General features: G+C 38.4%; 24 protein-coding genes. 16 read left to right on the forward strand and 8 right to left on the reverse strand.

Annotated features, from left to right (window positions below):
- Positions 1-7: 7 nt before the first annotated feature.
- Complete coding sequence (locus BUA89_RS17585) at positions 8-478, reverse strand: hypothetical protein (protein WP_072961421.1); 471 nt, start codon at positions 476-478, stop codon at positions 8-10.
- 434 nt (positions 479-912) lie between these two features.
- On the opposite strand from BUA89_RS17585, the gene BUA89_RS17590 reads away from it, so the two are divergent.
- The 5 genes from BUA89_RS17590 (at position 913) to BUA89_RS17610 (ending at position 3875) form a co-directional block, all read left to right on the forward strand.
- Positions 913-1602: a hypothetical protein gene (locus BUA89_RS17590; RefSeq protein ID WP_072961424.1), complete on the forward strand. Its 690-nt coding sequence runs from the start codon at positions 913-915 to the stop codon at positions 1600-1602.
- 143 nt (positions 1603-1745) lie between these two features.
- Positions 1746-2474, forward strand: coding sequence for a DUF4262 domain-containing protein (locus tag BUA89_RS17595; RefSeq protein WP_072961427.1), 729 nt, complete (start codon positions 1746-1748; stop codon positions 2472-2474).
- A gap of 121 nt (positions 2475-2595) precedes the next feature.
- Positions 2596-2979, forward strand: coding sequence for a DUF2750 domain-containing protein (locus BUA89_RS17600; protein WP_072961430.1), 384 nt, complete (start codon positions 2596-2598; stop codon positions 2977-2979).
- A 50-nt stretch (positions 2980-3029) separates the two neighbouring features.
- Positions 3030-3488, forward strand: a complete 459-nt coding sequence (locus BUA89_RS17605; protein WP_072961434.1) for a DUF695 domain-containing protein — start codon at positions 3030-3032, stop codon at positions 3486-3488.
- A 210-nt stretch (positions 3489-3698) separates the two neighbouring features.
- Entirely contained in the window at positions 3699-3875 is a 177-nt protein-coding gene (locus BUA89_RS17610) for a histone H1 (protein WP_072961438.1), read from the forward strand.
- 220 nt (positions 3876-4095) lie between these two features.
- Here the strand turns inward: BUA89_RS17610 and BUA89_RS17615 are convergent, their stop codons facing one another.
- Complete coding sequence (locus tag BUA89_RS17615; RefSeq protein ID WP_072961441.1) at positions 4096-4512, reverse strand: NAD(P)H-dependent oxidoreductase; 417 nt, start codon at positions 4510-4512, stop codon at positions 4096-4098.
- 107 nt (positions 4513-4619) lie between these two features.
- Here BUA89_RS17615 and BUA89_RS17620 point away from each other — a divergent pair, with 107 nt between their 5' ends.
- Positions 4620-5000: a winged helix-turn-helix transcriptional regulator gene (locus BUA89_RS17620; RefSeq protein WP_072961444.1), complete on the forward strand. Its 381-nt coding sequence runs from the start codon at positions 4620-4622 to the stop codon at positions 4998-5000.
- A gap of 52 nt (positions 5001-5052) precedes the next feature.
- Here the strand turns inward: BUA89_RS17620 and ligD are convergent, their stop codons facing one another.
- The 3 genes from ligD to BUA89_RS17635 all read right to left on the reverse strand — a co-directional run bounded on the left by ligD (position 5053) and on the right by BUA89_RS17635 (position 8703).
- The gene (gene ligD, locus BUA89_RS17625) at positions 5053-7761 is read right to left on the reverse strand and encodes a DNA ligase D (RefSeq protein ID WP_072961448.1); all 2709 of its coding nucleotides are present in this window, start codon (positions 7759-7761) and stop codon (positions 5053-5055) included.
- Positions 7762-7820: 59 nt separating this feature from the next.
- On the reverse strand, positions 7821-7991 hold the full coding sequence (locus BUA89_RS17630; protein ID WP_083531729.1) for a DUF3606 domain-containing protein: 171 nt from the start codon (positions 7989-7991) through the stop codon (positions 7821-7823).
- 118 nt (positions 7992-8109) lie between these two features.
- Positions 8110-8703 (reverse strand): Crp/Fnr family transcriptional regulator, encoded by a 594-nt coding sequence (locus BUA89_RS17635; RefSeq protein ID WP_072961453.1) that lies wholly within the window; start codon positions 8701-8703, stop codon positions 8110-8112.
- 269 nt (positions 8704-8972) lie between these two features.
- On the opposite strand from BUA89_RS17635, the gene BUA89_RS17640 reads away from it, so the two are divergent.
- A complete protein-coding gene (locus BUA89_RS17640; protein ID WP_072961456.1) occupies positions 8973-9251 on the forward strand; it encodes a hypothetical protein in 279 nt (92 codons plus the stop codon).
- Positions 9252-9568: 317 nt separating this feature from the next.
- Here the strand turns inward: BUA89_RS17640 and BUA89_RS17645 are convergent, their stop codons facing one another.
- From BUA89_RS17645 to BUA89_RS17655, 3 genes are all read right to left on the reverse strand, one after another.
- A complete protein-coding gene (locus tag BUA89_RS17645; protein WP_072961459.1) occupies positions 9569-10057 on the reverse strand; it encodes a hypothetical protein in 489 nt (162 codons plus the stop codon).
- Positions 10058-10270: 213 nt separating this feature from the next.
- Entirely contained in the window at positions 10271-10993 is a 723-nt protein-coding gene (locus BUA89_RS17650) for a hypothetical protein (protein WP_143152381.1), read from the reverse strand.
- Between the two features lie 26 nt (positions 10994-11019).
- Complete coding sequence (locus BUA89_RS17655) at positions 11020-11460, reverse strand: hypothetical protein (RefSeq protein ID WP_143152382.1); 441 nt, start codon at positions 11458-11460, stop codon at positions 11020-11022.
- Between the two features lie 668 nt (positions 11461-12128).
- On the opposite strand from BUA89_RS17655, the gene BUA89_RS17665 reads away from it, so the two are divergent.
- The 9 genes from BUA89_RS17665 to BUA89_RS17705 all read left to right on the forward strand — a co-directional run bounded on the left by BUA89_RS17665 (position 12129) and on the right by BUA89_RS17705 (position 18053).
- Positions 12129-12542: a single-stranded DNA-binding protein gene (locus tag BUA89_RS17665; RefSeq protein ID WP_072961471.1), complete on the forward strand. Its 414-nt coding sequence runs from the start codon at positions 12129-12131 to the stop codon at positions 12540-12542.
- Positions 12543-12603: 61 nt separating this feature from the next.
- Positions 12604-13677 (forward strand): DUF932 domain-containing protein, encoded by a 1074-nt coding sequence (locus BUA89_RS17670; RefSeq protein WP_072961474.1) that lies wholly within the window; start codon positions 12604-12606, stop codon positions 13675-13677.
- 99 nt (positions 13678-13776) lie between these two features.
- On the forward strand, positions 13777-14187 hold the full coding sequence (locus BUA89_RS17675; RefSeq protein ID WP_072961477.1) for a hypothetical protein: 411 nt from the start codon (positions 13777-13779) through the stop codon (positions 14185-14187).
- 30 nt (positions 14188-14217) lie between these two features.
- Entirely contained in the window at positions 14218-14586 is a 369-nt protein-coding gene (locus tag BUA89_RS17680; RefSeq protein WP_072961480.1) for a hypothetical protein, read from the forward strand.
- Positions 14573-15127, forward strand: a complete 555-nt coding sequence (locus BUA89_RS17685) for a PRTRC system protein E (RefSeq protein WP_072961483.1) — start codon at positions 14573-14575, stop codon at positions 15125-15127. The genes BUA89_RS17680 and BUA89_RS17685 overlap by 14 nt, the downstream gene beginning before the upstream one ends.
- Positions 15128-15144: 17 nt before the next feature.
- The gene (locus tag BUA89_RS17690; protein WP_072961486.1) at positions 15145-15363 is read left to right on the forward strand and encodes a PRTRC system protein C; all 219 of its coding nucleotides are present in this window, start codon (positions 15145-15147) and stop codon (positions 15361-15363) included.
- A gap of 16 nt (positions 15364-15379) precedes the next feature.
- Complete coding sequence (locus tag BUA89_RS17695; RefSeq protein ID WP_143152383.1) at positions 15380-16525, forward strand: hypothetical protein; 1146 nt, start codon at positions 15380-15382, stop codon at positions 16523-16525.
- An 11-nt stretch (positions 16526-16536) separates the two neighbouring features.
- Positions 16537-17244: a PRTRC system protein B gene (locus tag BUA89_RS17700; RefSeq protein WP_072961705.1), complete on the forward strand. Its 708-nt coding sequence runs from the start codon at positions 16537-16539 to the stop codon at positions 17242-17244.
- Complete coding sequence (locus BUA89_RS17705) at positions 17241-18053, forward strand: PRTRC system ThiF family protein (RefSeq protein ID WP_072961489.1); 813 nt, start codon at positions 17241-17243, stop codon at positions 18051-18053. Before BUA89_RS17700 ends, BUA89_RS17705 begins: the two co-directional genes overlap by 4 nt.
- Positions 18054-18087: the final 34 nt, after the last annotated feature.

Below are 18087 nucleotides of genomic sequence, written 5' to 3' on the forward strand. Positions count from 1 at the left end.
TTTAACGTTATCTTTTGGTTATGTTTTTACTTAGAACCCTTCCATCTTTCAGGGTAAAACGCACAATATAAACTCCCCATTCATAGCCTGTCATATCTATTTTAACATGCTTATTTAAGTTGGGTAGATTCTGTTGCTGGAATTTCCAGTGAACAGTGCTGTGCTGGTATAAGGATACCGACTCTATTAATCCATCAACTTCATCGTTCCAGTCTATCGTTAGTACCGTATTAACGGGGACAGGGTAAAGTCTGACCTGTTTCCAAAAGTATTTTTCATCAATAGCTACGGAACTGGAGACCGATATTGTTTTGTCATTTTGCTTAGATGCTTCCTGTTGGGATTGCTTAGCGTTGACATCCGGTCCCCGATACCGCTGGTTACCCGCTTCATCATACTTGAAATAAATTTCAGTTGTTTGTGAAAAGCCAAAAAATCCTATTAATAAGGATGATAGGCTTAAAAATTTTCTTTTCATAAATTGTTAAATTATATATTGGTTCATCATTTAAATTCGCAAGGAGCCTCCAAAAGCTATCCGAAGTCTAGTTTCTATGCTATCAATTTTTATATATAATGGACGAAATAATTAGGTTGAGATAAAGACATGTAATTACGAATTTTTAATTCTGCAAATATCAAACGTCGCAACGTCAAAACGTGGCGTGTTATTTTTTAGTTGAAGATTTTAAGGACAGATTTTAAGGGTTGGAACTGCTTTAATAGGTTTTGTGTTTCATGGTTAGCTTTTAGCGGCCGTAAAGCTATGAATAAAATCAAGACGAGTAAATAGGGTTTTCACTATATTTTATATCCGTAAAATCACGGATGTGCCGGTAAACAGAAATTCATATTTTTAGCCCTTAAACCTGAAACCATTTAATAATATCATAGCGAATTGAAAATTTACAAATGGAGAGTAAAAACTATTACCAATTTGATGCAAGTATAGACCCCAAATTGATTGGAAGAAGCAAACTTCCGTTAACAGTTCAAATTAAAAACAAAGTCTTTCATGATCAAAGTGTAAGATATTTCGTCGATGTACAGGAATACTTTAAGGACAGAGATATCTTAATCCAAAATTTTCCAAAGGACTTGAAAGGTAAAATGTATCAAAGGAAGAAAAGTCCTATCGATCTGATGAATGTTATGCCCCATTATATCAGTATCAATTTCGCCATAACGGAAAAAGTAAAAAAAATACTGGACGGTCTGAAAATTGATCCTAAGGAACAGTATTTTGAAGAGTTTGCTATGGAAGGTTATTCTGAAAAATTTTATTTTTGGTTTGTGCCAATGCTTAAGAACTCAGAATATGTAGATTTTGAAAAAACAATTTTCTATGATGGATTAAATAATGTTTATAAGGTTTTTGAAACATATAAAAATTATATGGAGCTAAGAACTTCTGGAAACTTTAGCGCAAAAACTCTTTTTGTCTCATCGGAACTTAATAATAGAGATATTATTAGTTTGCAGGCTGGAGGACCATTTTATAGTGAACGAATTATTGATGCTTTCAAAAAGGAAGATGTAGTAGGCTTTGAAATGATTGAACGAGGATATGCTAAAAAAGAACTGCATTTTACAGATCTTTAATTAGCGACAAATTGCAGAAATTCTTTGGCACATTTTAGATGCTGAGTATGACTTTTAATAGGATTACAAAATCCCGGCTTGATCGGGATTTTGTTTTTTAGCAAAACTACATTACAAAATTTGACGCTTTACATTAAAATAGAATGGACAGAAACCAATATATAGAAAATATTAAAAAAGTTATCAGTACAAGCGGCTATTATTTAACTTCTGTAATACCATGTCCGCAACCTGGATTTGTTTATACAATAGGATTGATCAATAGTCTAAAATTTGAGCTCGTGTTCTGTGGGACTGCGAACTATGATCTTCCCGAGCTTCAAGAGATCGTGGATAAAGTTCAAGAGATGCTTTCACAGGGGCTAACAATTGATCAAAATTTTAATATAGAAAACTTTGGTAATTTCACGTTGAGGCAAACAGATGCCAGCTGGAATGAAAAAATTCTGCTCGGGGTGTTTGATATTTTTGACCTGACAGAAATAACAGCGTACCAGATCGTACCTGAAGAGAAAAATAAACTTCTAGATATTCCGGACATGACTCAAAAATGGGATCCTAAAGATCCGATTTGGAGATGGATGGATGATGAATGGAATTATCCCATTCCAGAAGGTTCCATCGTAGCAACCAACCTTGCTGCATTAAAGGGAGAAAGTATTACAGAGGTTACCAGATGGGAAGAGGATGAATGGGATATGTATGTTGGTGCAAGTCAGGATGTACCCGAGGAGGAAATCAGGATAGTACCATTTGCAACAATGCTGGGTATAGATAAATCACTTGAAGCCGCTATAAACCTGCAAGTAGAGAAAGGTTTGTGGAGAGAAAATGGGAACGATCCATGGGAGAATTGGGAAGAAGAATGCTAAAGTGAAAATCCGTAAGAAATCATTTTGATTTTTTTAAAATAAATTAGGACGACAAAATCCACGCAAGATCGGGATTTTGTTTTTTACGAATAAAATATTGATAGATCTATAATACCTTATTATGAACAGTAAAAAATTTGAAAGTATCATGGCTTTGGCGCCACAAAAACGCTATGACTATTTCATTAAAAAAATTGCGGATGCCCAGCAGTTGTGGACCATAGTTGACTCAGAGGGAAATTATGCTATTTCAATGATTGATAAACATTCCTTAATCTCATTCTGGCCAGAAGAAGAGTTTATCGCTTCCAATTTGGAGGAAAATTGGGAAGATTACAAACCCTTGCTTCTTACACTGGACGATCTCTCTGATAACGTAATAGATTACATCGCTCAGGAGGGACTTTTGATCAATGTTTTCCCTTTAAATGGAAGATCAGGTTTTGTGGTTGACCTTGAAGAATTTTCAAGGGATCTGACAACGGAATTAAAGAATTATGAATAGGTAATCTTAAAATAATATCGAACTGTTCTATTCCAAATAATAAAAAAATTATGAGTGAAATTTTGAAAAAACTAATTACAGACGAAGACCAATGGACCCTTGCAGAAGGAGAAAATAATGGTTTTCCCTTTATGCTGCGCTACCGTCCCCATCTTTATCCCTTTATTGAAGATAAAGGATTTGGTCACCGTCTTATGCTCTTCTTTCTGTACGAAATTGCTACAGAAGATAGGTCAGCTTCAGATGAGCAACTTGAATTTTTTGAAACCGTTGAAAACAAAATTATAGAACAGTTGGAGCCCGATCTTTTTGCTGTTTTATCATTTGTTTATTCAGGAAACGGCCAGCGGGAATGGCACTTTTACACTTGTGATATAGAAAAAACGGAAGAATTGATCAGCAGAGTCCTTGACGAGCTGGACTATCCCCACACAATCGAAATACAGGATGAGTACGATCCGGACTGGTCAGAATACTTTGCTGTTCTGGATGGTGCAACAGAGGAATAAGGTGATACTTTTCACCTGTGATCAATGTTTTAAACATTATTACTTTTTTTATTAATAATGACAAATCCCGCATCGTCGGGGTTTGTTTTTTGTGCAAAATGGTTTAAGGAATGCTCTAAAAACCTTATTTTTCCATAAAATAGGCTGTATGACATAAGGTAGGTTTCGAGCTATATGCTATATTTGCAGCTCAAAATAAATAATCAAACTATGAAAGAACTTATCGAAAAGATCAATGCTGAATTTGAAGCATTTTCTAATGAATCAGCACTACAGAGTGAAAAAGGTAACAAGGCTGCCGGTACAAGAGCTAGAAAATCTGCTTTAGAACTGAGCAAACTATTCAAGGAATTCCGTAAGGTATCTGTTGAAGAAACAAAAAAATAAAAATAAAATCCCAGCCATACGGTTGGGATTTTATTTTTTGGATCTTTAGTGAATTCTGACAAAGTCAGAATCTGTAATAGCTACTCTACATCGTTCAATTAAATCATAAAAGAATCGATAGGGCGTCCCCTACGGGCGGGCTTTTCATTTCAATCTATTCCCTGCGGAAAAGGATTTCCATTTCAATCCCTGACGCAAAAAATATATTGATTAATTTATTCTATACGTTTAAAACAATGCTTTGCAATCCAATATTTAAGGACTCCTCTCTGCCAAATATTGCCTGTCCCTCCGCCCTGAAAACTGCTATTACCTCAATACCGATCAGCTCAAGAAAAAATTGGACATAGTTGGTGACAAAATCATAGTCCTTTAATTTCCCTTCAGAATATACACCAGCCTTGTCAGAAAAGATAATATCCTGCCCGTCTTTTTCTGTTCTCTGGTCAGCTGGCTTAAAAAAGGCATTGATATGATTTTCGGCTAGATGCGGTATTTCCATCCGGGACAGATCATACTCAACAACCGTCCCGTCAGCGTACTTCTCCAGCAGTTGCTGTACGAGTTTTTTTTCCATTTTTCTACTGGCTGAGCTATCCTCCTTTGGACTTGACATGATGTGCAATATTTGTTTCATTCTCTATTTGTTTTATATCTCAACAAAGATATTTACATTTACTACGTTTTTAGTAGTAGTTATATAAACCTTAGTAGTACTATTTATGTTAGTACAATTCAATAGTTATGAATAAAAAAATACAGAATGCCAATCCGGCTATAGAATGCGAAAATAGTCTTTCGGCTGTGGAAGATTCTCTGTTTGTTCTGGGAGGAAAATGGAAATTAAAGATCATTATAGTCCTTATCAGCGGGCATACCAGGTTCAATGAAATCCAGCGAAGGCTGAATGGTATTTCAGCGACGGTTTTATCAAGTGAATTAAAGTCCCTTGAAATGAACCTGCTTGTTAAACGCGTAGTACACCCGGAACAAACACCTGTCATTGTAGAATACGTACCTACAGCGTATGCGGAGTCCCTGAAAGAAGTAGTTACAATCCTTGCTCGCTGGGGGGTGAATCACAAAAGAGTAATTACGCAGGATAGCAAGACAATTATAAAATGATTGAAGCGAAACGCATACAATGCAAGATCTGTATTTAGATCCTGCTGGATATTTATCGATCTAATTTGGAAAACTTTTCTATTGCTTTTTTTAGGTCAATACCCTTACCAAGCACGGGCTTAAAGATATCTCCCATTTCATTCATTCTACCTATGGCATTTTGGATATTGAAATCGCTTATCTTGAGTCCCTTTTTAACCTCGTCCCATTGTAAAGGCATGGAAACCGTAGCTCCGGGCTTTGGCCTTACCGAATAGACTGTTGCAATTGTAGCATGAGGTCTGTTCTGCAGAAAATCAAGGTACATTTTTCCGTGACGGTCTTTGATGCCACGTTCTAAACTGGTATAATCTGGAAGTTCCCTGTTGACAAGTGTTACGACCACCCTTGCAAACTCTTTGGACTGCTCATAAGTATACTTATTACCAAAAGGAATATAGATGTGCAGTCCTGTTGAGCCGCTGGTTTTGCAATAACTGTCAATGCCCATATCATCCAGAATACTTTTTGTTACCTGAGCAGCTTCAATAACCTGGTCAAATGAGTTTTTGTCAGGATCAAGATCAATGATACAGAAAGTTGGATGATCAGGCTTTTTTATGGTGCTGCTCCATGGATTCATCTCGATGCAGCCAAGATTGGCCATGTATAGTAGTGTTGCCTCATCTTTGCCGACAAGATAATGTTTATCTTCTTTTTCAGTATCACTATGATATAAATAGGTCTCCGCCCAATCCGGAGCCGTATCGGTAACGTCCTTAAAATAAAAGCCCTTCCCTTCTATTCCATTAGGGAACCTGTTCATACTTTGGGGTCTGTCTTTTATGTATGGTAAAATAAACGGAGCTGCCTGATAATAGTAGTTGATAAGGTCTCTTTTTGTATATCCTTCTTTTGGCCAAAACACTTTATCCAGATTGGTGAATTTCAGCTCGTGACGGTTTACTTTTCTGACCTGTGTTTTATCCTTTGGATTCAGTAATGTTTTTCGCCCGCTCTGTCCCCTAGCTGTTACCAGTTCCGATGAGTTTTCTTCGACAACATTTTCAGTGGGAGTTTCCTCCTCAAGAACCACTTTTTTCGCTGATTTATCTTCGCGCATCCCGTCGAAAGATGGATGACGCATCACCCCGTCGCTGGTGATTTCCGTAAAGCTCACCTCACAGACCAGTTCAGGCTTCAGCCAGGTCACCGAAGCATGGGGAGGGTTCGGACGGAACCTGGAAGGCTTATTAACATCAGGTTCACCGGCGAAAGGTGCTTTTTTTATCACAAGGGGTTTAAATAGTTCCATCATTTCACGCTGCAACTTTTCATTGAAACCTGTGCCTACTTTTCCGGTATAGATAAGATCCTTTCCTTCATACACACCGACAAGAATACTGCTGAAGAGCTTGCTGGAATCATCATTGAGCGTATATCCCCCGATCACCACCTCCTGCCGTTTGTTCGCTTTGATCTTAAGCCAGTCTTTAGAACGCACTTTGGAATAATATAGACTATCAGCGCGCTTAGCCATAATGCCTTCCAGCCCAAGCTTTCGCGCTTCTTCTAAAAAGGAAATACCCGAGGTATGAAAATGTTCACTGATCAGGATCTTTTCACTCTTGGGAAGAATTTCCTTTAGGATCGCTTTTCGATCGGTAAGGGGAAGGTCTCTTAAGTCTTTCCCTTTATGCCAGAGCAGATCGAATACATAGTACACCAGATCACCGTCAGCTTCGCTACGCCAGTTCTGCAGTGATCCAAAGTCAGCAGTACCTTCTTTTCCCAAAACAACAACCTCTCCGTCGAGTACTGCATCGAGTTTCATTGTTTTGAGCTCATCGTAGATCGGGTAGAATTTTTCGTTAAAACTTTTATTGTTCCTGGATTTAATTTCCAGCTTCTTGCCCTTTTTAAAAGCGACAGCACGATAGCCATCCCATTTCACCTCATAAATCCAACCTTCATCATCAAAGGGTTTGTCCACCAATGTAGCGAGCATGGGTTCCAGAGATTCATAAAAATCCTGCTTGGGAGCTTTTCGAAGCAGTGCGGCGACATTTGTTGTTGACTTAATTTCTTCGGTGGGTTCTGCCTGCAGCTGATCTTCAATAATCTCTGCGGCCTTTTTCGAAGTGGCTTCCTTATCTTTTACAGTCGAATCTTTTTTGATGATATTCTTTCCGTAAACCTTATCTGGAGACTTTTCCATCTGGGCGATGGTCTTACCGGAAATCACGGACTTATCTTTTAATGTGATATCCTTTTCACTGGCATATTTATCATCGAGTTTCATCAGCAGCCACCCATTTTCTCCCCTTCCGTGGGCTTTGACAAGGGCGAAATCACCTTTTAGCTTTTTGCCATGGAGCCTGAATTTGAGCTTTCCGGAATACAGCTGGTGAAGCAGACTTTTTTCTTGTTTGCTAACATCCTTCTCTTCACCCTCAACCGGTTCATAGGTACCTTCATCCCAGACGATCACGGTTCCGCCACCATACTGTCCTTTGGGAATGATACCCTCAAAATTGCGGTAATCGTAAGGATGGTCTTCGACCATCATGGCAAGGCGCTTCACATCGGGATCCGTTGAAGGACCCTTTGGCACTGCCCAGCTTTTGAGCACGCCGTCCATCTCCAGCCTGAAATCATAATGTAGGTGCGAAGCATCATGTTTCTGGATAACAAAGCGAAGTTCTTTGCCACTTGGTTTTCCTCCAAAAGGTTCGGGGGTCTTTTCCTCAGAACGCTTTTCGCGGTATTTAGATAAGCCCATATGTTTAAGTTTAAAAATTTATGTAAAATGCCTACAGCCTTATTTACTGTGTTTATCTTTCAGATATTTCTCCAGTGTCTTTCTGTCGTTTGATCCCGTGCACGGATGGCGCCGGTAACTGCTTGCGAGCTTACTCCGATCTTCTCTTTAAAGTACTCTATTTCGTAATTCTCTGAGCCGCTTACTTTGTTTCTGTCGGCTTTTCCTTTTTTTGATTTGTTATCTGCCATGATTTGTGATTTTGTAATAAAATTTCTGCATTAAGGATTATTAATGGACTGCTAAATAATAACAGGTATAATTAATAAATGGTTGGACCGTTGTGCATAATTATCTGAGATCGCTCTATCAGTATACAATCTGACGTCCTTCCAATTTAATAATCCGATCTGCTTGCATTTTCTTGACTGTCCTGATTACTGTTTCTACACGTAGTCCTGTCATATTGGCGATCTGCTGTCTAGTGAACGGAACCTCAAAGTCCGAGTTCTCGCCAGATTGGAATTGTTTGTGATAGTCAAGAAGAGACTTGATCTTTGACATCGGATCCGAAAATGAATTGCAGCTTAACATGATGTAATTATGATACATTGCATCAGAAATATATTTCAATAAGGTAACTGCTACTTCCCTGTTGTCATCCAATAGCTTTAAAAATTCTGTTTTTGCCAGCTTAAGAACCAGACAGTCTGTTTTCGCGATTGCATTCATTGGATAGGACTGATTCCCAAGAAGTACGGATTCACCGATACTATGCCCTTTCGACAAAATATTGAAGGTAAACTCTGAACCGCTGTCATTAAACTGGTTCAATTCAACCGTACCTTGGACGATCTGAAAATAAAATCGGGGACTTGTTCCCTTATAATAAAGGAAGTCTTTGGCTTGATATTCTTCATATTGAGCACCGCTCTGCAGAAGTAGATTTTCATTGATTAGCATAATGGGAATAATAAATTAATAATGAAATCTCAGTAAAAAATTGGTACACAAAAAATACAAATTACATACCATAATCACATTATTAATATATACCTACTACCACATTTATATAAATTTTCTATTATTTAATAAAAAAACAGAGCTAAGCCTCATAAAAAAATATTAACAAGAAAAACAAAATACATTACAGATCGTTATTATAATACGAGGATATTTACAACAAAGTTTTTGTTCAAAGATCGGTCTGATCAACAGAAATACCGGAAGATATGAATGGAATAATATTTCACGGAAAAAGCGCAACCGTCGGCTGTTCAGCGGAATTTATTTTTGAACCTGAAATAACTACAGAGCCTGTTCAAGCTATAGCTGAATTCAGCACTGGTGAAAAAGCATATGCCGAAATCCTTAAGGTTGATCCCTGCCAAGTTCAGGTTCGTCTCGGTGAGTACGTAAATGGTAAGGGAAAAATAGTCAGGAAGACTGTCTGTAGACTTTTTTATGATCAATCCAATAAATCTTGGCAAATTAGAAAAAATCTTTTATAGAAGTATTTTTACAGATGTTATTGAGAGTTTCTGTTAACCAACTATCAGTAATTGGGTTTAAATAGGGTATAACGCCAACAAAAATAGCAAAACTCCTGGCCGATCAAACAATCCTTGAACGTTTCTTTAAGGTGAAGGGTTCAGGGACATACCAAATAAAATTAAACTTATAAAAAAGACTTTCCTTTTTACAACTTTTGGTCACTATGCCAAAGAATTTTCTCCATGAAAGAAAACCTTACGGCTAGTAAACATGGATGGCACCCTTCTTCGACTTATATTCCTGTTCATGCTACGGACATCAATGAATATCCATATCAAAAGCCAAAATATCTTTTGATCTTGCTGGCAATTGATGGTTCAGATTCGACCTGCAGTCTTAGGTATTCGATTTCATGAAATTTTGTCCTGAAATATTTTGCAAGGCTAAAGTAATCATCTTCTTTTACGATCTGATGATATTTGAGATAATCATACTGCGTTCTATAATCCTCAATCAAATCTTCTTCATCGCAAATAATTTTTGACCACTCGTAAAATTTGTCGATAAGATCTTTTTTGGGAACAATATCTTCAACAATGTTAAAATCCTGATCTTCAAGTACTGCTGCGCAAATATTTAGTACCTTCTTTGTTAGTCTAAGATATAGCGGTTCTTCATTGACGAAGTCTTTATAATTGTATGCAAAATGTCCAATTGTAATATGTTTTTTGTAATCAGGATGCAGGCTTATATATCGGTATAATAGAGCTGCCTCTTCGGTGCTGATATAAACTTCAAGGGATACATCATAGATCAGTTCCATGAAAAATAATTTTGGTTCAATTTAGCGCTTTTTTCTAAAAATTTAGATAATAGCTCTGTGAAGCTTTTTATACAAAAAAAACTTATTTAACTTCTATGCTTCAACTCATTCCAAGATTCCAGCCCATAATACACTATATCAATCTTGGCAGAGTAAATTTGTTCTACCCCACCAAGATATAAATAATGGATCATTCCACTTTTTGGGTGTATATCAGAAAGTTTTCCAAACTTCAGAAACCGCTTTCTGATGGTTTAAATATCTGTAACCATCATGATTGGCCGGCCAGTTGTCATTGAAATAGGTCTCCACCTGTTTAAAATTTGGATGTGAGGCCAAAATGTTTCTTCCCGCAAAAACAAGGTCTTTATCATTATTGAGGTTGTACCACTTCTTGATCGGCAGCTGGGCAATAGGATACTTGATATGTCCCCTGATAAGTTTGCTCCCTAGCTGTGAGCCATCGGTAACCAGTGTGATATGTTCAAATCCTGTATTGTTCTCATCTTCTGAAAAGAAGTCATAACATAGTAATGATCCAAGGCTATGTGCATAGATAATATCCGGTCTATGTGACGCAATGTTTTTCCGCAGTTCAGTATAAAGAATACGTTTAAGTTCACCGCCCTGCAGATATTCCACTGCCATATCCGGATAATCATCCATCCAATCTTTGATGCTCATCATCTTGTTTCTTCTTCTATTGAAAAGAAAATCCAAAAAGGTCTTACTGATAAATTTTGCATAATCAACAATTCCTGCGTCCTGTCGCTCAAAGTAACTGTCAAATTTCATAAAGCTGATGCTTTCATTATTACCGATGTTAAGATGACACTTGAACCCGCTGCGCCAATTATCCGCCCATCCAGGAATATCTCCCATGGTGGCATCCTTACCACCAATACCATGGATGCATAAAATTCTAGGTCTCTCCATAATTTTCGGTTTGTTTGATAGTAGATCTAAAGGTCCGTAATTTTACCGTTGCCGTTAATAATAAGAAAGGTTCCTTGCTTCACGTTCTTTCTTACCGTGTGAGATTTACTCAGAATTCCTGTAAATACCATTTGGTTGTACTGTGTGGAATCAGAAGATTCCCACGCCGTGCCGCACGTTCCCGGTTCCGCTTTGATACTATCGGCCTTCATGTTGGAATCAGCATTAATGCGCTCAATTCTTGCGTAGCTCACCTGAAGGCATCCCCCGGCATCCTTTGAAGCGAGCCAGGAAACTTTAAGCGGTTCTTTGCTGTCCTGGAACTGTAGATCAAACTGCTTGATGATCGTGTCACCTACTACTTTCCAATCAGCATGACCTTTGGAAAAATCTTCTTCAAATAAAATTTTTGAATTTGAACTTTTGCTGCAGGAAACAGCAATCATGGACAATAGGACAATGCCCATGGCTTTTTTGATTGTTTTCATATTTATAGGTTATTAGCTGTCACTAATTTATAAAAAAATATGATGTCGAAATATGATTTTTATATTAAATATCATCAGGATAGGAGTTATAGTTAAACAGTAAAGAATTTCATGATTTTTTATGCAACAAAACCTTCAATTATACTTTACTATTTTTTTGTTGGAAATATCGCCTACAGCCAGCTCCAAAATTCCTAAGCACATTTGCTTGACCTACCCTCTCCCAAGTGGCAAAAGAGCTTATGAACTCCCCTAACATAGCAAATTGAAAGTTGCCTTATTTCCGTTCCCACAGCCACAACTTTCAATTCCCTATGAATTGATACTGCTTTTTACCCAGATATGTTTTTTAAAAAAATATGTTTTGGGAATCACTTTTTGTCAAAAGAACAGGTGAAAAAGGAAGTAAAGGTACTTCGGGTAGCCATTGCCCACATGCCGCAAAAGACTACGGCATAAACACATCCAGCCGCACAATAGCCATCCTTTATTCCGTTTCCTTTTGCCTTCCGCGTTACCCGATGTCCTGATTGACTTTCTTTTTTTCCTGTTTTTTCTTTTGAAAAAAATGATTTGGGGCCGAGGCTCGGGCAGCACAGGAAAGAAAGGAAGCTTAACAGGATTGTATAACTCAAAAACAGACGATTATGAACATTATCGGAAGGCTGACAAAAAACGCAGAAGTCAGCACAACAGCAAACGGAAAGGAAGTGGTAAACTTCTCTATCGCAGTGAACGACAGCTACAAGAACAAAGCTGGGGAACGTATTGAGCAGACCGCATTCATTGACTGCTCCTATTGGCTAACTCCCAAAGCAGTGGCTTTTCTTGAAAAAGGACTATTGGTTGAACTCTCAGGACGGATCAGCGCAAGGGCATGGATAACAGCAGACGGAACGGCAAGAGCAGGAATCAACTTCCACACCTCCACCATCAAACCGCTCGGGAGACCTGCCACGAGGGAACAACAGCAAACCGCACCGGCTACTACAGCAGGTAAAAAAAGCAAGACCGCCACAGTGACGGCAAGGACTTCGGACGATGACGATCTACCATTTTAGAACCGACCTTTTCAATTAATCAAATTCATCCAATTACAGAACAATTTAAAAATCAGAAATCATGGCACATAATTTAAATTTCAACAGCAAAACAGGTAAGTATTCATTTTTCAGCGTAAAGGAAAAAGCATGGCACGGACTCGGGCAGATCGTTGAAGACTATCCCACAAGCGCAGAAGCCATCAGACACGCAGGACTCGATTACGAGGTAGAAAAAAGCCCGTTGTTTACAAAAGGCTCGGGAATCGTACAGATTGCGGACGGTATCGTATTGCAGGATATGGAACTTGAAGTTCCCAACTATTTCGCCAATATCCGTACCGACAATAATACAGTTTTGGGCGTGGTGGGTAAAGACTATCATATCGTGCAGAATAAAGATGCATTTACATTCTTTGATTCTATCGTAGGAGGTGGAAGTGGGATATTGTACGAAACAGCGGGCGCACTCGGTCAGGGTGAGCGCATATTCATCACCGCAAAACTCCCGAACTATATCCGTATCGGCAAATCAGACGACGTGATCGAAAAATATATCTTCCTGACCACCTCCCACGATGGTAGCGGAAGTATAACAGCAGCCTTTACCCCTATCCGCATTGTCTGTCAGAACACCCTGAACGCATCACTCCGAACAATGAGCAACGTCGTGCGCATCAAACACACCGCAGGGGCAAAACAACGCCTGAGCGATGCCCACAAGGTAATGGGAATGGCAAATTCTATGACCACGCAGATGGACGGCATTTTTAACAGTTGGGCAAACATCAGGGTAAAGGACAGCGAAGTGCGCAAGCTGATCCAGTTGGCACTCTGCCCAAACAAGGAAACGTTTGATCTGCTCAAAAAAGGCGCAAACGATGAACTGTCAACCATGTTCAAAAATACCGTTGACGAAGCATTCGCATACGCCATGATCAACGACACCCAACTGATGGAAACCACCAAAGGAACCCTTTTCGGGGCGTACAACGCAGTAACGGGATATTTTCAGAATGTCCGGAAGTACAAGAGTTCGGAAGCCAAAGTACAGAGCATTGTTCTGGGCGGTACAGCACAACTGAAAACGCAGAAAGCATTTGAACTTTGCACCTCTTTTGAGAAAATCGGAGCAGATATTTTTCAGTTTAACTAGATCAAAAAAAGGTGGCAGAACTATACAAGCCTGCCACCTAATTAGACCTTACAGGATTGAAGAGATTAAAAACTTGTAAAAATCTAAAAATTTCTAAAAATGAAACCATTACATCAAATGAATAACCTCGAAAGAGCCTATTTACTTGCACGGCTATTTCCCGACGAACTAAAAGCGTTGACAGAGTTTTTTAAAAAGGAAGCTGAATTATTTATCAGCAACATTGAACAGGTTTTTAACGAATGGACTGAACAGCATATCAGCGCAGATCAATGGTTTAATTTTATCGACAACTTTCAACGTAGGTACAGCAGAAATGGTACAAGACTTTACAGAAATAAAAGAACTTTCAGGGATCAGTTATTTGACGGATATGATGCACTGTTTACCATTCACTCGGTGATACATTATACTTATCAGGAGCAGTGCAGTCAGGAACTGAAACACGCCATTTATATGCTGTTCGGTTCACAGAAACTTATCAATATCAAGTTAGAGCAAACGAGATAGGAGAAAATAGAAATAGTAAAAAATTAAGACATGGACATTCATTCAAAATACAAATTCTCGGATTGGCTTTATAACAGGTTTGTAGAGAACTTCAAAAAATCCAATATTTCGCAAGCCTTCATTTATCTGGAAATTCTTTCACAGTACCAAATGTTTGCAAAGGACAACAGAAAACTATCCGATCAGCGCAGGCACATTAAAGAACTGTACAATACCATCACAAAAGCACTGAAAGAAAAACGGGTTCATAAACTCTATTTGACAGGAGAAGAAGGAACCGAAACTTTCAACAGGGAAATGAAAGCCTATGAGACAGAGCTCAGGGAAAATGGATTTTCAGAGGACTATATAACACAATCAGTAAGCGACAGAAAAATAAATTATTATGGAAACAGCTAATTTTTTCAGACAGATAGCACAAATGGACATTAACAGCAAATTGATGCTAACCATAGCCAAAGCAACCGAAAGTACGATCATCGTTTCTATCTTGATCGAGAATGAAAATTGTTCGGATAAGGCAAAAAATATCATACCCCCTTTTAACCTTACGGGAACTCCCGAAGAATTGGATAACGAATTTATTCAGTGTATCAAAAAACCCATGCAGACTGCTGATGGTATACTATCAAACATGGAAAGTTTCATGCTACAATTGGAACATGCAAAAGCAAGTTCAGCAATGGAAAAGGGAAAAAACGATAAGCATAAAAAAGAGGGAGATTCCAAAAGCCGAAAATATACGGAAGCTATGCTAAAAGCGGATGCCTATGAAGCAGAGGGAAAATATAAGGAAGCATGGTCTGCACTTCCTAAAGTCAGCGACTTTCCCGAGCATGCGGAGAAGATCAGGAACAAACAGGAAATCTATGAACGGGAATTTGCGCCAAGTCTTTTTAACAATGCGCAGAACACAGAGGAACAAGAAATACAGGAATAACACAAAAAGCAATCATTATGTTACTACAAACAACACTTCAGAGAGTATTTATTTTAAAAGAGAAAGAACAGGAAATTATTTTGGATGACCCTGCGCCAAAATGGAGCGTTCAGGCGGTACTGAATTTTTATTCCAATAATTATCCTGTGCTGACCACTGCAAAAATTTCCCGTCCTGTCATTAAAGATGATACGGTGCAGTACAGGTTTGAAACTGTGATCGGTACGAAAGGTTAACAAAAAAATAATCAAAATGAGTCATGCTAAACAAATATCCACCAACAGTAAAAATGCCACAAGAAAAGGCAGAGCAACAGCTACTGTATCAGTTAGCCGCATTTGCGAAATGGATGCAACGTCCAAAAGATGCGGGCGAAATCCGAAAGGACAGGAAAAAGTCTGTTCCCCCACAGATGCTTCCAATGCCTTTCTGAAAGTGCAGTTTTATCCAAGATTGCAGGAGCCTGAAATTGTAGAGGATTGTAATAAAAGTAAATTGGAAAGGGACTTTTTTAAATCCCTTTCCAATCTCTCCAAAAAATTTGAACTGACCTTACAGGACTGTACAGATATACCATTTCCCTACAATCTTTCGGAATCAATAGCTGAGGTCAGAAGTCAGATGAAACAGCATAAACAGGATTGGAAAGAGATCAGGTTAATACATCATGAAAACAAAACCTATTTTGCAAAAGAAAGACGCTATGATACAGGGCATTCATTGTACTATATCCCCGTAATTCCACTTTATACAGTATTGCAGAAAAGTAAAAGTAAAGAAGTTGGTCAGTTGCTTTTATCTGTCTATGCCTATCTATTCCAAGTACTCGGAGTTTCATATTATAGAATTGATAACTGCTACCTTTTTTCAATTTATGAAATGCTGGAAAATTGGATTCTTGAAGATGAAGAACAGGAAGAAAGCCTATCCGAAATGAACGAAGCAAAAGAGATTGGTGACTTGATGAAAGATTTGATTACCGACCCGAATAATCTACAGCAATTCGATAAACGTTTGAAAAAACTTAATCCAAAAGATGATTTTGAAAATCAGGCACTTTTAGTAGCCAATTCATTCTTTGAGCTTTACAACAAATTTCCAAATTTGCGCATTGACCGCAATTACTACCCATTGCAACTTAGGGAAGAATCTGAAGAAGATCAGCGACCGATCATGCTCGACGACTATTTATCTTTTTGCGCTTCCATAAGAGGAAACTTATTTGATACCATCGTAGATACGGCAAATTCCGAATTTCAGGAATACTGTGAAATGGACGAACCAACACGTTTTGTACCAATTGATGGGAAAAAAGATAATGAGAACTTTGATTTTGAAGACAAAGTTTTTAATTCGATCAATGACCTTATCATATTGTGGCAGGAACACAAATTATAAAACTTGAACTTATGAAAGATATTACAAACAGCTTCCGCAGTTACTTCTACCCTACTACTGCTTTGGTATTTTATCAGAACGACGGAGCATTAAATGAAACCTATGTAGAACATTTCGATATGGAAGACGGAAAGCCCGTAAATCCGCATCCGCTTTCAACAGAAGCAGCCAAGAGATTGGCAACTGCTTTACAGGTTGATGAGGATAAAATCAACCTTTTAAAGTCCGATGGCATTTTACAAAATAATGTCCTTTCTTTTGATGCAAAGAAATCAGCAATTATCTGGTACACAAAATCGCAGTTAAAACAGCTTCATTTTAGTGACGGTCTCGGTATTAAATCAGGTAAGGCTAACGTTCCGCCATTGGTATGGAAAGCGGATAAAGATTCTTTGCAAATATTTGCTCTTGCATCAAACAGAAAACCCACTCTAAAATCTGACCTCCATTACGCACCATTTTTTAATATCTATCAGGATGGCTCAGTGTGCATGGGAACGGTAAGTATCAATACTTCCGAAACAGGTTCTTTAAAAGAATTAATGTCTCTTTGGGAAAACTACTTTTTTAACAGCTATTTCTCCCATTTGATGGCTGATCACAATCCCGTCAATGGAAATTGTGTACTCTTGTGGGAAAGCCTGATCGATACAGATAAACAGTTTCCTACGGATATGCTCATTAAAACCAATAAAAAACTTAAAGATATATTGTTATGAAAACGACAAAAACCAATATCCATTTTTTGGACAATTATCTTGCATCTCCGACCAACCCTATCCGAGTGATCGTAATCGGCGCAGGCGGAACAGGTTCCAAATTAATGACAGCATTAATGGAAATTAATCATAGCTTATTGGAGCTTGAACATCCCGGATTGGATGTTCATCTTTGGGATGATGATATGATTACATCTGCCAACGTGGGCAGACAGCGGTTCGCAGAATCAGAAAAAGGTCTCTACAAAGCACAGGCAATTATTAACCGTCTGAACCGTTGGTCTGGAACCAATTGGAAAGCTGTTACTAAAAAGTTTGAATCTGACTCACATGGAAATATCCCCGAAAACTCAGCTGCATCAATTTACATATCCTGCACAGATACTGTGGCATCAAGATTTGAAATCGCGGAGATACTGAATAAATTGAGCAAGGGCTACGGAAATCACAGGGACAAAGTAAAATATTGGCTTGATTTGGGAAACACAAAATTTACAGGACAGGGCATACTTTCCACAATCGGAAAGATAGAGCAACCCACATCAAAAAAGTTCAAAACATTTAGTCAGCTACCTTCTATCGTTTCAGAATACGGAACAGCTTTAAAGAGTTCAGAACAACAGGACAATACACCAAGCTGTTCGCTTGCGGAATCATTACTGAAACAGGATCTCTTTATAAACAGTACAATCGCACATTTGGGGGCTTCCCTCCTTTGGAATCTATTCAAAACAGGAATGACAGAACACAGGGGATTTTTTCTCAACCTCCAAAATTTCAGGTCACAAGGAATACCCGTTGGCAGTTAAAAACTGCCGCGGCCAAAAGCCGTTGGCTTTTGGC

It is taken from the genome of Chryseobacterium arachidis (assembly GCF_900129245.1).
Taxonomy (GTDB): domain Bacteria; phylum Bacteroidota; class Bacteroidia; order Flavobacteriales; family Weeksellaceae; genus Chryseobacterium; species Chryseobacterium arachidis.

What these genes read in the sequence shown, in the direction of transcription:
- ligD (WP_072961448.1), bottom strand. Translation starts at nt 7,761, where the DNA reads ATGGGCTTATCTAAATACCGCGAAAAGCGTTCTGAGGAAAAGACCCCC.
- BUA89_RS17615 (WP_072961441.1), bottom strand. Translation starts at nt 4,512, where the DNA reads ATGAAACAAATATTGCACATCATGTCAAGTCCAAAGGAGGATAGCTCA.
- BUA89_RS17600 (WP_072961430.1), top strand. Translation starts at nt 2,596, where the DNA reads ATGAACAGTAAAAAATTTGAAAGTATCATGGCTTTGGCGCCACAAAAA.
- BUA89_RS17700 (WP_072961705.1), top strand. Translation starts at nt 16,537, where the DNA reads ATGAAAGATATTACAAACAGCTTCCGCAGTTACTTCTACCCTACTACT.
- BUA89_RS17635 (WP_072961453.1), bottom strand. Translation starts at nt 8,703, where the DNA reads ATGCTAATCAATGAAAATCTACTTCTGCAGAGCGGTGCTCAATATGAA.
- BUA89_RS17690 (WP_072961486.1), top strand. Translation starts at nt 15,145, where the DNA reads ATGTTACTACAAACAACACTTCAGAGAGTATTTATTTTAAAAGAGAAA.
- BUA89_RS17670 (WP_072961474.1), top strand. Translation starts at nt 12,604, where the DNA reads ATGGCACATAATTTAAATTTCAACAGCAAAACAGGTAAGTATTCATTT.
- BUA89_RS17610 (WP_072961438.1), top strand. Translation starts at nt 3,699, where the DNA reads ATGAAAGAACTTATCGAAAAGATCAATGCTGAATTTGAAGCATTTTCT.
- BUA89_RS17705 (WP_072961489.1), top strand. Translation starts at nt 17,241, where the DNA reads ATGAAAACGACAAAAACCAATATCCATTTTTTGGACAATTATCTTGCA.
- BUA89_RS17665 (WP_072961471.1), top strand. Translation starts at nt 12,129, where the DNA reads ATGAACATTATCGGAAGGCTGACAAAAAACGCAGAAGTCAGCACAACA.
- BUA89_RS17645 (WP_072961459.1), bottom strand. Translation starts at nt 10,057, where the DNA reads ATGGAACTGATCTATGATGTATCCCTTGAAGTTTATATCAGCACCGAA.
- BUA89_RS17620 (WP_072961444.1), top strand. Translation starts at nt 4,620, where the DNA reads ATGAATAAAAAAATACAGAATGCCAATCCGGCTATAGAATGCGAAAAT.
- BUA89_RS17590 (WP_072961424.1), top strand. Translation starts at nt 913, where the DNA reads ATGGAGAGTAAAAACTATTACCAATTTGATGCAAGTATAGACCCCAAA.
- BUA89_RS17650 (WP_143152381.1), bottom strand. Translation starts at nt 10,993, where the DNA reads ATGGAGAGACCTAGAATTTTATGCATCCATGGTATTGGTGGTAAGGAT.
- BUA89_RS17695 (WP_143152383.1), top strand. Translation starts at nt 15,380, where the DNA reads ATGAGTCATGCTAAACAAATATCCACCAACAGTAAAAATGCCACAAGA.
- BUA89_RS17685 (WP_072961483.1), top strand. Translation starts at nt 14,573, where the DNA reads ATGGAAACAGCTAATTTTTTCAGACAGATAGCACAAATGGACATTAAC.
- BUA89_RS17585 (WP_072961421.1), bottom strand. Translation starts at nt 478, where the DNA reads ATGAAAAGAAAATTTTTAAGCCTATCATCCTTATTAATAGGATTTTTT.
- BUA89_RS17655 (WP_143152382.1), bottom strand. Translation starts at nt 11,460, where the DNA reads ATGGGCATTGTCCTATTGTCCATGATTGCTGTTTCCTGCAGCAAAAGT.
- BUA89_RS17675 (WP_072961477.1), top strand. Translation starts at nt 13,777, where the DNA reads ATGAAACCATTACATCAAATGAATAACCTCGAAAGAGCCTATTTACTT.
- BUA89_RS17680 (WP_072961480.1), top strand. Translation starts at nt 14,218, where the DNA reads ATGGACATTCATTCAAAATACAAATTCTCGGATTGGCTTTATAACAGG.
- BUA89_RS17640 (WP_072961456.1), top strand. Translation starts at nt 8,973, where the DNA reads ATGAATGGAATAATATTTCACGGAAAAAGCGCAACCGTCGGCTGTTCA.
- BUA89_RS17605 (WP_072961434.1), top strand. Translation starts at nt 3,030, where the DNA reads ATGAGTGAAATTTTGAAAAAACTAATTACAGACGAAGACCAATGGACC.
- BUA89_RS17630 (WP_083531729.1), bottom strand. Translation starts at nt 7,991, where the DNA reads ATGGCAGATAACAAATCAAAAAAAGGAAAAGCCGACAGAAACAAAGTA.
- BUA89_RS17595 (WP_072961427.1), top strand. Translation starts at nt 1,746, where the DNA reads ATGGACAGAAACCAATATATAGAAAATATTAAAAAAGTTATCAGTACA.